The sequence below is a fragment of the Enterovibrio coralii genome (assembly GCF_001559595.1).
Classification (GTDB): Bacteria; Pseudomonadota; Gammaproteobacteria; order Enterobacterales; family Vibrionaceae; genus Enterovibrio; species Enterovibrio coralii.
Genome location: NZ_LNTY01000050.1, coordinates 148,235 through 161,745, shown reverse-complemented (window position 1 = coordinate 161,745; position 13,511 = coordinate 148,235). Strand labels below are relative to the sequence as shown.

Below are 13,511 nucleotides of genomic sequence, written 5' to 3'. Positions count from 1 at the left end.
AGTTCAGATAATTATATGAAGAGTAACTGGTTGCTGCGTCTTATCCCTGATTCAGCGTCGACTAATATGACCAAAGCAAAACGTTGAAATGTCACTTTGCGCCCTATTTTCCATCGGTTTTCTAGTCTGTAAGCCAGATATTCATTGCTCTACCAAGACGAAAGGCGCAGAATAGCGCCCCTTTGTCCCAAAGCACGCCGAACTGTCGGCGAACGCTCTACATTGAGCGTCATCTTGTTGAGAAGTATATATATGGGTTTTACCTCACTCGGTCTCTCTGCTCCAATTCTTCGTGCCATTCAAGATAAAGGCTACGACACGCCATCTCCGATTCAAGCTCAGGCAATTCCTGCCGTACTTGAAGGTAAAGATGTAATGGCTGCAGCACAGACGGGTACGGGTAAAACGGCGGGCTTCACGCTCCCTATTCTTGAGCGTTTGAGCCATGGTCCGCGCGTGAAAGGAAACCATGTTCGTGCGTTGATCCTGACACCGACGCGTGAATTGGCAGCACAAATCCACGAAAACGCGATTGGCTATAGCAGTCACCTGCGCTTGCGCTCTAGCGTTGTATTTGGTGGCGTGAAAATCAATCCACAAATGTTGAACCTGCGCAAAGGTACTGACATTTTGGTGGCAACGCCTGGCAGACTGCTGGATTTGTACCAACAAAATGCCGTGAAGTTCTCTCAACTGGAAGTGTTGGTACTAGACGAAGCTGACCGCATGTTGGACATGGGCTTCTTCCGTGACATCAAGAAAATTCTGGATCTGCTGCCTAAGAACCGCCAAAACCTGCTGTTCTCAGCAACGTTTTCAGACGAGATTCGTGCACTGGCTAAAGGCTTGGTGAACAATCCAGTCGAAATCTCAGTGACGCCTGCAAACTCCACTGCGCGCACTGTTGAGCAGTTTATCTACCCTGCAGACAAGAAAAAGAAACCAGCAATGCTTTCGAAGCTGATTAAAGATGGCGAATGGAAGCAAGTGTTGGTATTTACCCGCACCAAACATGGCGCAAACAAGCTTTCTCACTTCCTGAATGATGAAGGAATTACAGCAGCGCCCATTCACGGTAACAAGAGCCAAAGTGCCCGTACAAAAGCACTGGCTGATTTTAAAACCGGTGATGTTCGCGTATTGGTCGCGACGGATATTGCAGCACGTGGGATTGATATTCCTCAACTACCTCAAGTTGTGAACTTCGAAATCCCACACGTTTCAGAAGACTACGTGCACCGCATTGGTCGCACAGGTCGTGCTGGCGAAGCAGGTAAAGCCGTATCCTTGGTTTGTGCAGATGAAGCCGATGATCTGTTCGGCATCGAACGTTTAATTCAACAAGTGTTGCCTCGACTTGAATTGGATGGTTTTAAAGCAACAAACACGTTGCCAGAGTCAAAACTGGATACGCGCCCTATTAAGCCTAAAAAGCCGAAGAAACCTAAGAAGCCGCGCGTACAAGGCGCAGCGCAAAATAATGGCGAAGCGAAACACACGTCTGCAAACGCAAACAATGGCCATAAGGATAAGCCAGCACAAAAGAACAAACCGTCTTTTGGTAGAGGCAAGCCACGTCATGCAAACGCTGAAGGCAAAAAAGAAGGTCTGTCAGCAGAGGGTAAACCGCGCCGCCCTCAAGGTAACAGACCTGCACGCCGTGAAGGTGACGCAGCGCAACCAAGCCGCAAGCCACAGGGTAACCGTGCAAATCAAGGAAACCGCGAAAGAACGAACGATCGCGACGGCCAGAACAAACAAGGTCATCCACAAGCAGCGCAGCCTAAGCAAGGTCAATCGCGCAAGCCTGCCGCTAAACGTCGCCCTTCTGGTGACAATGTGAAAGTGAATTGGGGTAACTACTAATTCACACAGTAACATAAGAAGAAAAGCCAGCAATCGCTGGCTTTTTTGTTGTTCAAAAACCGTTGAGAAACATCAAACGCTTTGCGGGATTTTGTCTTCCAGCCAACTATCCCATAGCTCAAAGTATCGCCCTGTTGACGCAGCAATGACGCTTCGCGGATGTAAACTGCAATGAAGCACCTCCTCGCCTTGGAAGGTTGAAGATACACCTCCCGACTCGGCCAAAATCAGCGATCCCGCGGCATAGTCCCAAAGCTTCTGGCTCCCGTGAAGGTAAATCTGGCATCGGTTTGATGCAATCCAACACCAATCAAGCGCACTGGCTCCAAAACTTCGCTGAGAGCGATACGGTGGTGATGCAGCAATGCCAGACGCTAAAGGTGGCGATAGCCGTTTGAAATCGATTAACGCCATGGTTTGTGAAAGCTCAGCCGTTTCTTGCCATTCTTCAATCGCATGGTTATTAATGAACGCCCCACTCCCTTTTGCCGCGAAAAACGCCTCATCACGACAAGGGTCGTAGACCAATCCCATCACAACTTGGCCATTGATGATAAGCGCAAGAGACGTGCAGAAATATGGAATGCCTGCGGTAAAATTGCTGGTTCCGTCCAAAGGATCCAATATCCACAACGCATCACTGTTGTCGCTCAGTACCTGCTCCTGTTCTTCAAGTGAAAGCTCTTCGCTGAGAACCGGGATACTCGGCCATTTCTCGATGAGCTTTTCGGTTATTACGCGTTCTGCTTCCTTATCCGCAAGCGTCACCAGCGATTGATCATCTTTGTGTTGAACATTAAGTGCTGCAGTTTTGAGGGACGAAAAACGGCTCATGATGGAGGTTTTCGCCGTATCTCGGACAACGTTCTCCACATAGAGTGCGCACAGTTCTACCGGCATGCCTAATACGGCGTCGAGCTCTTGATTTCCGTTTTTCATCAACATTCTAACCACCTACTTCCTTTGTTAAGTGATCACATTGCCCACTACGCGATCATTTTGGGAATGCTCGCGAGGTTATTTATCACCGAGTCCGGATTCGCACTGCTGATATCAATGCCATAGTTGTAGCCGTATGAGACGGCAACCACTGAACTTCCCGCTGCTCTCGCGGCTCTGACATCGTTGACAGAGTCCCCAACCATCAACACATTGATGGCATCCACCTTCATGTGCTCAGCAGCCTCAAAAATGCCATCAGGAGAAGGCTTTGGCTCTGCGACCGAATCCTGTCCCAGAACCACCGTGAAATAGTGACGAATACCAAGATGGTCGAGCACTTCATAAGCTTGCGCTGTGTTCTTATTCGTCACACACGCCCTAGGAATCTCCATGCTTTCCAGTCGTTCAAGACATGCTGCAACGTCAGGATAAAGCTGTGTGTTCTGATACTGACGGCTTCTTAACGCGCGATGAAAAATCGGGTTCGCGATGTTGTAGACATTCTCTGAGACTTCACCATCGAGGTGACGCGTAATGATCCTGTGGATCAACCGTTCGTGACCATCTCCCACCCAACTTTTGATTTCATCAACACCACCAAATGGAAGCCCGAGTTCTTCCATCATTTCCTCTGCGGCGTGAGCAAGTCATCCGCTGTATCCACCAGCGTACCGTCGAGATCAAAACAAATTGCGTGAATATTATTGAGTTTCAGCATGGGTTGCTCCTTCTCCTTTGGGGATGAAAACAACACAGACGAGAACAACTAATTAGCTTGTCGGTGCGGCGGAGAGCCATTTAGCTCCTTGTCCATTTCGATGTGATAGCGATGTACCCGCTCTACTTCCTCCTTGGCTCCTATAACGACAGGAATGCGCTGATGTAAATGTTCTGGCTGGACTGACAGTATCCTTTCTCTCCCTGTCGATGCCGAGCCACCAGCTTGCTCGATGATGAAGCTCATTGGGTTGGCTTCGTACAACAAACGCAGCCTACCTTTGGTTACGTTGTCACGATTATCTCGTGGGTAAAGGAAAATCCCTCCGCGCATCAATATCCTATGCACTTCCGCAACCATTGACGCCACCCAACGCGTGTTGAAGTTTCTCCCTCTGACGCCGTCTTCGCCGGCAACCACTTCATCAATGTAGCGTTTAATGGCGGGTTCCCAGTGTCTCTGGTTCGACATATTGATAGCAAATTCGCTGGTACGCTCAGGAATGGTGAGCTTAGGGTGCGTCAAAATGAACTCACCAATATCCTGATCAAGGGTAAAGCCATTTACGCCCTGTCCCGTTGTGAGCACCAGATTCGTTGCTGGTCCATAAAGGACATAGCCTGCACAAACCTGCTGCGTTCCCGCTTGGTAAAAGTCTTCTTCTTTGGGGTCAGTAATCCCATCTGGACACCGCAAAATGGAAAAGATGGTGCCAATTGAGACATTCACTTCCGTGTTTGAGGAACCATCAAGTGGATCAAAGACAAGAAGGTATTTACCTTTCGGAAACCGACTTGGAATGGAATACATGGTTTCCATTTCTTCGGAGGCCATTCCCGCTAAATTTCCGGACCACTCCATGGCTCGAATCATGATTTCATTGGAGATAATATCCAGCTTCTTCTGCGTTTCTCCTTGAACATTTTCGGTGTCTGCGCTGCCAAGGACATTGATCAACTGCCCGCGATTAACATCATCTGAGATTTCCTTGCAGGCCGTGACGATAGAACTGAGCAACAAGGTAAACTCACCTGTTGATTCAGGTATTCGACGCTGCTCTTCAATAATGAAGCGCGTAAAGGTTGTGCCTTTTCTCATCATGTCCGCCCCCTACACTGGCATTTCACGTTTCGCGAAGCGATCGTGAGTAGTCGCGACACTGACTCGGTTGGAGCCGTTATAAACCAGCTCTTCAATGAGCGGTTGCATGATCAACTCCATCGCAAATCCCATTTTCCCGCCGGGCACAACAATGTTATTTCGACGAGACATAAACGAGCCGTGGATCATATTGAGCAAGTACTGAAAATCGACGCCCGTTTTCTTCGGATCTCTAAATCTGATCACCACCATACTTTCATCCAACGTAGGAATATCTCTCGCGATAAACGGGTTGGAAGTATCCACCATAGGCACGCGCTGAAAGTTAATGTCAGTCAGCGAGAACTGTGGCGTGATGAAATGAACGTAGTCATGCATACGTCGAAGAATAGTATCCGTTACAGCGTCACGGCTATAGCTCGAACATTCGTATCCCTATGAATTTTCTGGATCCATTCAAGGTTTACGATGGGTACAACACCTATTAGCAGATCCACATAGCGAGCAACGTTATGTTGAGGGGTCACCACACCGCCATGAAGGCCTTCATAGAAAAGCAAATCTGAACCCTCTGGGATTGCTTGCCAATCGGTAAAGGTGCCCGCTTTTGCGCCATGTAGTGCCGCTTCTTCTTCGTTATGAATGTAATAGCGTCTTAACGCAGAACCTGATTCTGCATACGCAGCAAAGGTTTTTTCTAGCTCTCCAAAGTCATTCCCTTCTGGACCAAAATGACTCAGGTTTTTACCTTTATCATGAGCCCTTTTGAGGCGCTCTCGCATTTCTGCTCTGTCGTACTTGTGGTAACTGTCTCCTTCGATAACCGCTGCATTAAACTGGCTGCGACGGAAAATCTGTTCCATTGCATTTTTAACCGTTGATGTACCCGCGCCAGATGAACCAGTCACAGCCACAATTGGGTGCTTAATAGACATGGCAAACTCCTTCGATAATGTGTTTGTGGACTCAGCTCAACGAACCGAAGGATCCAATTCGCCACGCGCATAGCGAGCAGACATGGTTTCAAGGTTAAGGGCTTTTATTTTCGACGCATGACCTGCACAACCAAACGCTTCATAGCGTTCTTTGCATAGCTCTTCCATGGCTTTTGTCGCGGCTGTCAAAAACTTTCTTGGGTCGAAGTTACTTGGATTCTGAGCAAGGAAACGACGAACAGCCCCCGTACTTGCCATACGTAAGTCAGTATCAATGTTTACCTTACGCACACCGTGTTTAATCCCTTCGACGATTTCCGAAACCGGAACGCCATAGGTTTCGCCCATATCGCCGCCGAATTCGTTAATGATCTGAAGCCAATCTTGAGGAACAGAAGACGAGCCATGCATGACAAGATGAGTATCTGGAATGCGGGCATGAATAGCTTTAATTCGATCGATTGCGAGAATGTCACCTGTGGGTGGACGCGTAAATTTATACGCCCCATGACTAGTGCCAATTGCTATGGCTAATGCATCAACACCGGTTCGGCGTACGAAATCAGCCGCTTCTTCAGGATCTGTCAAAAGCTGATCGTGAGTCAGAATACCTTCCGCGCCAGAGCCGTCTTCCTCTCCCGCTTCGCCGGTTTCCAATGACCCCAAACAGCCCAGCTCACCTTCTACAGATACGCCGCCAGCATGAGACATCTCAACCACTTGGCGGGTTACCGAACAGTTGTATTCGTAACTTGCAGGCGTTTTCATGTCTTCGAGTAAGGATCCATCCATCATGACGGACGTAAATCCTTGTTGGATGGATTGAAGACACACACCGGGAGACGCACCATGGTCTTGATGAACAACAACGGGGATATCTGGCCACTCTTCTACAGAGGCAATCATTAAGTGACGAAGAAATCCTGCACCAGCATAGGTTCTTGCACCCGCAGAAGCCTGAAGAATGACGGGACTGTCCGTTGCACTTGCAGCCCCCATAATGGCGTGGACTTGCTCCATGTTATTAACATTAAATGCGGGAATGCCGTAGCTATGTTCGGCGGCGTGATCGAGTAATTGCCTTAAGCTAATCAAAGCCATAACGCTCTCTCCTTGCAATCGCTGTAATTTAAATTCCAAGCTCTCGCAAACGTTCTAATCTGCAAGAGAAATATTCAGCGGGCTTGCTGCGATAAGCGTTTGGGAACGAAGAAATGTAATGGTTTACCGCAGCCCTTTTGAATCACATTAAGGGGAAAGCGCAAAGGCGACCAATCAGGAAAAAGATGAGAAAGCATAAGCAAATCTTATACTCGGGGTGCGGAGTTAGTATTTCTCTTTTAATTCATAGTGATAGCCAAACATAGCAGTAAATAAAATTATCTTTCCCACACAATCAACAATGTTTTTATTCCTATATTATTCATAAAGATAAATAGCCGCCGTTTTCTATTTCCTTAAAAAACAGCCATTACTAAATGATTTCTTATCATCATCATAAATAGAAGCAATTTCACTTCCTTATCGAATCCCTTAACACTGTTTCTAAGCCAACAACAGGATGGCTGACGACAAGCATTCCTCGAAAACAAAAGGACAAGATTATGGCCAAAAGTTATCAGGCAGGTGTAAAGGAGTATCGAGATACGTACTGGGAACCACATTACATCCCAGCAGACACAGATATCCTCGCATGTTTCAAAATAGAGCCTCAACCGGTGTACCTCGTGAAGAAGCTGCTGCGGCTGTCGCAGCAGAATCATCAACGGGAACGTGGACCACTGTATGGACAGATTTGCTTACCGATCTGGAATACTACAAAGGACGCGCTTACGCGATTGAAGACGTCCCAGGCGACGACACAACCTTCTATGCCTTTGTGGCTTACCCCATTGATTTGTTTGAAGAAGGCTCGGTAGTTAACGTACTGACTTCACTTGTGGGGAATGTGTTTGGTTTTAAAGCAATCCGTGGTTTGCGTTTGGAAGATGTGCGTTTTCCGATTGCTTACGTGAAAACCTGTGGCGGCCCACCAAACGGTATTCATGTCGAACGAGACAAACTCAACAAATATGGCCGTGCTCTGCTGGGTTGTACCATTAAACCCAAATTGGGGCTGTCTGCGAAGAACTATGGACGCGCGTGTTATGAAGGCCTTCGTGGTGGACTCGACTTTACGAAGGATGATGAGAACGTAAACTCCCAACCTTTCATGCGCTGGCGAGATCGTTTTGAGTATGTGGCTGAAGCCATTCATCGTGCAGAACGTGAAACGGGCGAACGCAAAGGTCACTACCTCAACGTAACGGCTCCAACACCGGAACAAATGTACGAACGTGCAGAGTTTGCGAAAGAACTCGGTATGCCGATCATCATGCACGATTACCTTACTGCGGGGTTCACCGCCAACACCGGCCTCGCAAACTGGTGTCGTAAGAATGGTATGTTGCTGCATATTCACCGCGCCATGCACGCCGTGCTCGACCGTAATCCGCGCCATGGCATTCACTTCCGGGTCCTTGCTAAGTGCCTTCGTTTATCCGGTGGTGACCATCTTCACTCGGGCACCGTTGTCGGCAAGCTTGAAGGTGACCGCGAGGCAACCTTGGGTTGGATTGATTGCATGCGTGACCGTGTCATCAAAGAAGACAGATCTCGCGGTATTTTCTTCGACCAAGACTTTGGCTCTATGCCTGGCGTCTTCCCTGTTGCATCCGGTGGTATCCACGTTTGGCACATGCCGGCTCTTGTTTCCATCTTTGGTGATGATGCCGTATTCCAATTCGGTGGCGGTACCTTGGGACACCCTTGGGGTAACGCAGCAGGCGCGGCAGCAAACCGTGTTGCACTAGAAGCGTGTACGCAAGCGCGTAATGAAGGTCGAGTGCTGGAGCGCGAAGGCAAAGACATTCTTACTGCAGCGGCGAAACACAGCCCTGAACTTAAAGCCGCAATGGAAACGTGGAAAGAGATCAAGTTTGAATTCGACACGGTCGACAAGCTCGATGTTGTGCATGCCTAGGGGCAATTACCCCTAATGTGCAGTGGAATGATTTGAACTGATAAGGAGAACGCCATGAGCGAAGTGATGGACTATCCGTCGCGTCTCACCGACCGACACAGCCGAAAATTTGAAACTTTTTCGTATTTGCCGAGAATGACCGCCGATCAAATTCGCCGTCAGGTGGAATACATCGTCAGCAAAGGCTGGAACCCTGCGATTGAGCATTCGGAGCCAGAAGAAGCGAGCGGTTCGTTCTGGTACATGTGGAAACTGCCGATGTTTGGTGAGTCCAACGTCGACACAATCCTGAATGAAGCACAGCTCTGCCATAACCAAAACCCTGAGCATCACGTCAGATTAATAGGTTATGACAACTATCGACAAAGCCAAGGTGCCGCCATGGTGATTTACCGCGCCCCTGGTTTTGAATAATCCCCCTGTCTTATCACGGTAGGGCTTTGACTGGAGATTGCACCGTATGTCCTAGCATCTCCAGTCTTTTTTCAGCCTGCTAGCTTGATTTAGCCAACGGCAGAGAAAGCGTAAATCGCGCGCCGCCATTAGCCACATTGACCACATCCAAGCTTCCATTGTGTTCCATGACGAGCTGATAGCTGATTGCCAGACCCAGTCCGGTCCCTTCGCCGACATTCTTCGTGGTAAAGAAAGGATCAAAGATTTTGCCAATTTGCGCCTCATTCAAGCCCGGGCCGTTGTCCGTTACCGTAAGCCACCCATAAGCATCATTTTCGCCCACATCAATATCTACCCGAGGCTCATCAGCAATTTTGCAGGCATCCAAGGCATTGTTGAGTAAATTGACGATCACTTGTACCAATTGTCCTTTGTGCCCCAAAACGACAGTACTTGCAGTCGATTTGAAATGAATCGTGTTTTTAAGCTCTCGATTCGCAGAAACCCACTTAATGGCAAGGCTGATGACATCACTGAGATCCACTGGCGACTTCTCGGCTTGTTGCGCACTCGAATAGCTGAGGTCTTCCACGATGCCACTCACTCGCCCGGCCGCTTCCATGACATCTTCAATCGTCGGAGCCAGCTCATTCATCACGGCATCGATACGTAGCTCGTCTTTTAAGCTTTGGTGTTCTTGGCTTAGGTCTGTTTGTACTGAAGAGAGATAGGTTTCAAGCCGTTCGGCGTTGCGCTTCAGGGCATGGACGTTCCCGATAATAAAACTGATGGGGTTATTGATCTCGTGGGCAACGCCTGCGACCAGTTGCCCGAGTGAGGCAAGCTTTTCGGCTTGCACCAATTGCTGCTGCGCTGACTTTAATTGATACAGAGTGTCTGCAAGTTCAGTATTCCGATTCTCTAATGCCTGCTGGCTATGTTGCAGTGCCTCCTCCCGGTGACGCAGCTCTGAAATGTCAGTCGCCGTTAATAAAATGCCTTGTAGCTTTCCTTGGTGACTATAAAACTGCTCCCCCTTAACCAAATAGACGGACTCCGTCAGCGTACCGTTGCTACGGTACAACGTCGTCTCAAACTCAAGGTGACTGCGTTGGGTAATGTATGAAACGACGAAAGATTCGAGCTGGAGTTTCGTCTCTTTGTGAAGGTGGGAAATTATTGCTTTTGGAAAGAGACTGTCTACATGAATGTGCGAGAACTCGTCTTCCGTCCAGCCCAAATCCTCCATGAAGACGCGGTTGACCTGAGAAACCATTCCATCAATACCAACGACGATCAAGATGCTGTTCATCGCGTCATTGATACTTCGAATATAGGCATTCAATTCGAGCAGTTGCTTGTTCTTCTTCTTGAGTGTATTTCTTTGATTTTCCACTTCCAGAAGAATGTCATCCATGGCATGTGTTACCGCCAGAAGCTGTTGCTCTCTCGCCTCTGACGCTGCATGAAGCGCATCGATTTCTTCGCGGAGCTTTTCATTTTCTTCCTCCAGCGAAAGAAAGCCTCGTCTGAGTTTTCTGGAAGACTCAGTCATGAGGATGCCAGCCTTGCAGCGTGATTTTGTGATTGTTGATTTGCAGATACGTAATCAACGATGATTTTTTCGACCTCGTCCAATGCAGATTGAAGCAATGGCGAAAGCTGGGGCTCAAAGGTTTGCTGACATGCTGGTTGAATAGCGAGAATATCGATATGAGGCATTGGTTTTACAATAGCTCGTACAGCTTGAAGCAAATAACTGATACCTCCCATATGGTCAGCATGATTCGTTTCATCAAGTTCTTTGGGTTCGATAAAGCAACATATCCCTGGCGTTAAGCCATGTCCGCCGCGTCGACGATCAATACCCGCTCGCAGTTTTGAAACAACGGCATGGCATTCAATCCAGTAATGCCGACATCAAAGACTTCCACAGACTCGGGCAACCCTGCATATCTAAGCCTTAAGGCCACGGCAGAACCAATGCCATCATCACTGTGTAGCGAATTTCCAAAGCACAGAATTCGAAGTGTTTGCATGACTACACCCCAAACCGGAGTTTTTTGCCGGTCGGTAACATGTGTACGGTGCACACTAAGCAAGGGTCATGAGAGCGGATGACATGGCCTATCATGCGAGGATTCTCAATATCTTCTATCGGCAATCCAATAACGCTTTGCTCCCAGTGTCCATGTTGACCATCTGAATCTCGTGGTGAGGCATTCCATGCAGTTGGCGTAATGATTTGATATCTGTCTATCACACCATCTTTAATGCTGATCCAGTGCCCCAATCCACCTCTTGCAGCTTGAATCATTCCAAACCCTTTTCCATCAACCTCGTCTTGAGGATTAGGTGGTAGGAAAAACTCCCCGTTGATGTCTTCACTCAATGCGTCCACAAGTTGCTTCATTTGCATCAGGCTATACCCGATACGTCGAAGACGCGAAAACTGGCGCAGCATGTCGATGCGCCCTCATTTAGATGAAATGCCGACACGAGAGGATCGCCACTGATAACAAGTTCAGCCATTGGACCCGTTTGCATCACTTTGCCGTCATACCTTGGTGCCTTCGCCCATGTGTAGCGATCGGATTCATTCTGGTAATCTGGAATGGTTTCCCCTTTATGCGGATGTCGACCTCCCTGATATTGTCGAAACCAAGAATAGCGGACATGCTCTTCAATCAGCGATTGATCCAGTGCCTGAATCTGACCGCTTTTCGCATCATAAACACCCGATTTCGTTGCATACGTTGCGGTATTTAAAGGCTCACCGACGGCACCAAAACTCAGCATATTTCCGGTGCCAAACCCCGTCTCGTGTAAACTAATCGATCGCGAAAATCGGGTGAATAGCCCAAGCGCACTTTGCGCTTTAAGTTCGTCGCTCTCAAGGGATGCCAGATAGGCATCTGCAGAAGTTAGAGTCATCCAATTATCGAGCGAATCGCCAATCACCGCGCTTTCATACCAACGGGTCAGCTTATTAATGATGTCTCGGGATTCGATGACCTTTCGAATGGTCGGTTTACCCACTACGCCACCGGGCAACATGTATGAAGAATGGGGCCATTGACCGCCAAACAAGGCAACGATACCCACGGCATCACGACTTTGTTCCAGCGCGCCGAGATGATGTCTTCCTTTGAAAGGCTCAAAGGCGGACATGATGTCCTGATACAAAGGATGAGAGCGGTACGCGTCGTGACAGAAATCGACCAGAAACATCAGAAAGCTCTGGCGGATATCATTCTGGATCCCTTCCGTAAGAAGGCAAAGATTTCGAATATAGGTGGCGTTCGGTGGCACCTTCACATTCCAGATCTGTTCAAGTGCTAATGTCGCGGCATACAAATGCGCGGTACCGCAGATGCCACACACTCGGGGCGTAATGACTGCCGCATCGCGTGGCGTTCGCCCAATCATGATTTGTTCAAATCCGCGGTACATCACGCCAATACAGCGCGCATCCACGACTTTGCCGTTCTCGACATCCAGCTCGAACTCCAAATCCCCTTCGACGCGGTTAAGATCGATATTGAGTGTTTTTCTTACCATCACGCTCCATCTTGCGCTTTTTCACGCGCTCAGGGGCTGCCGCTTTCGCAAGATTCTTGTAGGCGATGTAATTTGCCCGCTCGACGCCAACGGGAAGTTTGGAAGGAATAGGTCCTAGCTTTTCAGTTTTAAACAGGCTTTCGTCTTCAGGAAAACTGGGTGACGTGCAGCCAAAACAAGGAACGCCAACACGCGTTTTGCTACTTCGTCCGTTCCAGAGGTCGGTATTACACGTCGCTTGGGTAAAAGGCCCTTTGCAGCAAGATTGAAGAACATACAACCATTGGTGCCGAACTCGGACTCTTCGACGTCGTATTCGTGGTATTCGTTCCTTGTGCAGCCTTGGTGAACCAATGAGCTGAAGAACTCTCTCGGACGGTTCAAATCGTCTAATTGCAAGATGATGCCACTGGCAATCATTGCCAGCGTTTTTGTCATGGTATTGGGATGAACAGGACAACCAGCAAGATTGATGACGGGATAACCCGCTCCGCTCCGCCACTCGGGGGCAAGCAATCCTCCGGACTGTTCTTTATCCATTTGAAGTCCAACGCAATCAGAAGGATTGGGAGGAGCGGCATGAACGCCACCAAACGCCGAGCAGGTACCCATTGCGACAACATATCGGGCTTTATCCGCCAGCTTAAGCACCCAATCTTTCTTGGCGGTTTGACGAAACACATCAAACATGCCCGTCCCGTTAGGCGCGGTGATGATACTGCCCTCGATACAAAGAATATCGAGTTTAAGAGAACCCTCGATGATTTGATTCATCATCTCATGGAGGTTATTGGCACTCTCAATGGACAAAGAAGGCTGCCAAAGAAGCTCAATCGGATAATCATTGAGAAGATCTGAAAATGACGGACGGTCTGCACTTAACAATGCCATGGTGTCACCGCCACAACTTCCTGTCTGAAACCACAACAATGTCATTTTGTCTTTTGCCATGACTGCTTTCCCGCAAAAA

At 48.5% G+C, this 13,511-nt stretch carries 13 protein-coding genes and 2 pseudogenes; 3 read left to right on the top strand and 12 right to left on the bottom strand.

Annotated features, from left to right (window positions below; all coding sequences use genetic code 11):
* Window positions 1–252: 252 nt before the first annotated feature.
* Window positions 253–1,866: a DEAD/DEAH box helicase gene (locus tag ATN88_RS18750; protein WP_067419196.1), complete on the top strand. Its 1,614-nt coding sequence runs from the start codon at window positions 253–255 to the stop codon at window positions 1,864–1,866.
* A 72-nt stretch (window positions 1,867–1,938) separates the two neighbouring features.
* On the opposite strand, the gene ATN88_RS18745 is transcribed toward ATN88_RS18750, so the two are convergent.
* The 5 genes and pseudogenes from ATN88_RS18745 to fba form a co-directional block, all read right to left on the bottom strand.
* Window positions 1,939–2,805 carry an inositol monophosphatase family protein gene (locus ATN88_RS18745; protein WP_198158418.1) on the bottom strand — a complete coding sequence of 289 codons (867 nt, stop codon included), beginning with the start codon at window positions 2,803–2,805 and terminating at the stop codon, window positions 1,939–1,941.
* Window positions 2,806–2,852: 47 nt separating this feature from the next.
* Entirely contained in the window at window positions 2,853–3,434 is a 582-nt protein-coding gene (locus ATN88_RS18740) for an HAD-IA family hydrolase (RefSeq protein WP_083539530.1), read from the bottom strand.
* A gap of 140 nt (window positions 3,435–3,574) precedes the next feature.
* Window positions 3,575–4,624 (bottom strand): class 1 fructose-bisphosphatase, encoded by a 1,050-nt coding sequence (locus tag ATN88_RS18735; RefSeq protein ID WP_067419307.1) that lies wholly within the window; start codon window positions 4,622–4,624, stop codon window positions 3,575–3,577.
* Window positions 4,625–4,636: 12 nt separating this feature from the next.
* A pseudogene (locus ATN88_RS18730) lies at window positions 4,637–5,562 on the bottom strand (phosphoribulokinase).
* A gap of 36 nt (window positions 5,563–5,598) precedes the next feature.
* On the bottom strand, window positions 5,599–6,663 hold the full coding sequence (gene fba, locus ATN88_RS18725) for a class II fructose-bisphosphate aldolase (protein WP_067419193.1): 1,065 nt from the start codon (window positions 6,661–6,663) through the stop codon (window positions 5,599–5,601).
* A gap of 592 nt (window positions 6,664–7,255) precedes the next feature.
* On the opposite strand from fba, the gene ATN88_RS18720 reads away from it, so the two are divergent.
* Window positions 7,256–8,584, top strand: coding sequence for a form I ribulose bisphosphate carboxylase large subunit (locus tag ATN88_RS18720; protein ID WP_232313394.1), 1,329 nt, complete (start codon window positions 7,256–7,258; stop codon window positions 8,582–8,584).
* A 54-nt stretch (window positions 8,585–8,638) separates the two neighbouring features.
* Entirely contained in the window at window positions 8,639–8,998 is a 360-nt protein-coding gene (locus ATN88_RS18715) for a ribulose bisphosphate carboxylase small subunit (RefSeq protein ID WP_067419192.1), read from the top strand.
* Window positions 8,999–9,077: 79 nt separating this feature from the next.
* On the opposite strand, the gene ATN88_RS18710 is transcribed toward ATN88_RS18715, so the two are convergent.
* The 7 genes and pseudogenes from ATN88_RS18710 to ATN88_RS29005 all read right to left on the bottom strand — a co-directional run.
* Window positions 9,078–10,535 carry a PAS domain-containing sensor histidine kinase gene (locus ATN88_RS18710; RefSeq protein WP_067419191.1) on the bottom strand — a complete coding sequence of 486 codons (1,458 nt, stop codon included), beginning with the start codon at window positions 10,533–10,535 and terminating at the stop codon, window positions 9,078–9,080.
* A complete protein-coding gene (locus ATN88_RS18705) occupies window positions 10,532–10,702 on the bottom strand; it encodes a hypothetical protein (RefSeq protein WP_198158417.1) in 171 nt (56 codons plus the stop codon). The genes ATN88_RS18710 and ATN88_RS18705 overlap by 4 nt, the downstream gene beginning before the upstream one ends.
* A 113-nt stretch (window positions 10,703–10,815) precedes the next feature.
* Window positions 10,816–11,019 (bottom strand): hydrogenase maturation protease, encoded by a 204-nt coding sequence (locus ATN88_RS18700; protein ID WP_067419189.1) that lies wholly within the window; start codon window positions 11,017–11,019, stop codon window positions 10,816–10,818.
* 2 nt (window positions 11,020–11,021) lie between these two features.
* Window positions 11,022–11,399, bottom strand: a complete 378-nt coding sequence (locus tag ATN88_RS28390; protein WP_198158416.1) for a nickel-dependent hydrogenase large subunit — start codon at window positions 11,397–11,399, stop codon at window positions 11,022–11,024.
* Complete coding sequence (locus ATN88_RS18695) at window positions 11,399–12,541, bottom strand: nickel-dependent hydrogenase large subunit (RefSeq protein WP_198158415.1); 1,143 nt, start codon at window positions 12,539–12,541, stop codon at window positions 11,399–11,401. Before ATN88_RS18695 ends, ATN88_RS28390 begins: the two co-directional genes overlap by 1 nt.
* A complete protein-coding gene (locus ATN88_RS29010; RefSeq protein WP_408607723.1) occupies window positions 12,510–13,043 on the bottom strand; it encodes a hypothetical protein in 534 nt (177 codons plus the stop codon). Before ATN88_RS29010 ends, ATN88_RS18695 begins: the two co-directional genes overlap by 32 nt.
* Window positions 13,019–13,432, bottom strand: a pseudogene (locus ATN88_RS29005) (NADH-quinone oxidoreductase subunit B family protein); the annotation flags it as partial. The gene ATN88_RS29010 and the pseudogene ATN88_RS29005, both read right to left, overlap by 25 nt.
* Window positions 13,433–13,511 lie beyond the last annotated feature (79 nt).

Excerpts from the sequence above, each read along its gene's own strand:
- ATN88_RS18750 (WP_067419196.1), top strand. The coding sequence starts at position 253 with ATGGGTTTTACCTCACTCGGTCTCTCTGCTCCAATTCTTCGTGCCATT.
- ATN88_RS18745 (WP_198158418.1), bottom strand. The coding sequence starts at position 2,805 with ATGAAAAACGGAAATCAAGAGCTCGACGCCGTATTAGGCATGCCGGTA.
- ATN88_RS18715 (WP_067419192.1), top strand. The coding sequence starts at position 8,639 with ATGAGCGAAGTGATGGACTATCCGTCGCGTCTCACCGACCGACACAGC.
- ATN88_RS18720 (WP_232313394.1), top strand. The coding sequence starts at position 7,256 with ATGTTTCAAAATAGAGCCTCAACCGGTGTACCTCGTGAAGAAGCTGCT.
- ATN88_RS28390 (WP_198158416.1), bottom strand. The coding sequence starts at position 11,399 with ATGCAAATGAAGCAACTTGTGGACGCATTGAGTGAAGACATCAACGGG.
- ATN88_RS18735 (WP_067419307.1), bottom strand. The coding sequence starts at position 4,624 with ATGAGAAAAGGCACAACCTTTACGCGCTTCATTATTGAAGAGCAGCGT.
- ATN88_RS18705 (WP_198158417.1), bottom strand. The coding sequence starts at position 10,702 with ATGCCTCATATCGATATTCTCGCTATTCAACCAGCATGTCAGCAAACC.
- ATN88_RS18700 (WP_067419189.1), bottom strand. The coding sequence starts at position 11,019 with ATGCAAACACTTCGAATTCTGTGCTTTGGAAATTCGCTACACAGTGAT.
- ATN88_RS18695 (WP_198158415.1), bottom strand. The coding sequence starts at position 12,541 with ATGGTAAGAAAAACACTCAATATCGATCTTAACCGCGTCGAAGGGGAT.
- fba (WP_067419193.1), bottom strand. The coding sequence starts at position 6,663 with ATGGCTTTGATTAGCTTAAGGCAATTACTCGATCACGCCGCCGAACAT.
- ATN88_RS18740 (WP_083539530.1), bottom strand. The coding sequence starts at position 3,434 with ATGATGGAAGAACTCGGGCTTCCATTTGGTGGTGTTGATGAAATCAAA.
- ATN88_RS18710 (WP_067419191.1), bottom strand. The coding sequence starts at position 10,535 with ATGACTGAGTCTTCCAGAAAACTCAGACGAGGCTTTCTTTCGCTGGAG.